Raw genomic sequence first — 1,496 nt, 5'->3', positions numbered from 1 at the left:
TCCGGCTCGGGGAGCGCCTTCCTGTCCAGCTTGCCATTGGGCATCAGCGGCAGCGCCGGCAGCACCATCAGCGCCGAGGGCACCATGTACCCCGGCAGCTTCGACTCCAGTACCGCACGCACCTGCGCCGTGTCGACCTCGCCCACCACATAGCCCACCAGCCGCTTGCCCGCCTCCGTGCCACGCAGCTCCGCGGCCGCATCGCGCACGCCCGGCGCACTGCGCAGCGCCGCCTCGATCTCGCCCAGCTCGATGCGGAAGCCCCGCAGCTTCACCTGCTGGTCCAGACGACCCAGAAACTCGATCGTCCCGTCTGCCTGCCGCCGGCACAGGTCGCCCGTGCGGTACAGCCGCCCGCCATTGCCTTCGAACGGGTCCGGGATGAACCGCTCCGCCGTCAGCCCCGGCCGCTTCAGGTAGCCCCGCGCCAGCGTCGCCCCGCCGATGCACAGCTCCCCGAGCCCACCCACCGGTGCCTCGTTGCCATCCAGATCCAGCACATACGCGCTGCGCGACGGGTACGGCGCGCCAATCGGCGCCGCCACGTGATCCGTGTCCTCGTCCTGCGTCTCGCGGTACACGCACGCCACCGTCGTCTCGGTCGGCCCGTACAGGTTATCCAGCCGGATGTGCGCCAGCGGCCCCCGCCGCCACTGCTTGAGCGCGTCGCCCGGCAGCGCCTCGCCGCCCACCGTGATCTGCCGCAGCGACAGGTCCGAGGCCGCCGGCGGCTCGCGCAGCCACTGCTGCCAGTACGCCGTCGGAATCCGCGAGAACGTCACCTTCTCCTCGATCAGCCGACGGCTCATCGTCTCCAGGTCCCAGTGCTGCGGACCACGCATCACCACCTGGCCACCGCTCATCAGTGCCGGCAGCATCTCGTGCAGCGACACGTCGAAGTTGATCGTCGAGGACTGCAACTGACGGTCCGCTTCCGTGATCTGGTACGTCTGCAGGAAGTCGTCCATGTGCAGGCTCAGCGAACCGTGGCTGATCGCCACGCCCTTCGGCTTGCCCGTCGAGCCCGACGTGTAGATCACGTACGCGAGCTGGTCCGCATGCACCGGCTCCTGCCACGCGTCGGGCGATTCGCCCTCCACGTCGCTGATCAACACCACCTCGAAGTCCGCCAGCAGGTCACCCAGCGACGCGACGCTGCCCGCGTCGGCCACTACGCGCCGCACCCCGGCGTCTTCCATCATGTCGCGCAGACGTGCCTCCGGGTACGACGGGTCCAGCGGCACGAACGCCGCGCCCGACTTCATCACGCCGAGCAGCCCTGCCACCAGCCCAACCGAACGCTCCACGCACAGGCCCACGCATTGCTCGGCCTGAACCCCCAGCGCCTTCAGCCGCCGCCCGATCCGGTTCGACCACGCTTCCAGCCTCTCGTACGACAGCGACTCGCCCTCGCATACCACCGCGCGCGCATGACCCATCTGCGCCGCTCTCGCACTCACCCGACCCACCACCGATGAAAATCCGTGATCCGCTCG

1 protein-coding gene is annotated in these 1,496 nt (G+C 69.6%); it reads right to left on the bottom strand.

All coding sequences use genetic code 11. The features are described 5' to 3' along the window. Nucleotides 1-1,439 (bottom strand): amino acid adenylation domain-containing protein (locus tag FQ755_RS00005; RefSeq protein WP_313957399.1); only part of this gene is annotated, 1,439 nt, incomplete at its 3' end. Nucleotides 1,440-1,496 lie beyond the last annotated feature (57 nt).

The organism is Paraburkholderia sp. BCC1885 (genome assembly GCF_900996235.1).
Lineage (GTDB): Bacteria > Pseudomonadota > Gammaproteobacteria > Burkholderiales > Burkholderiaceae > Paraburkholderia.
Note: the sequence above shows the minus strand (reverse complement) of the source record. Positions and strands in the feature narration are given on the sequence as shown.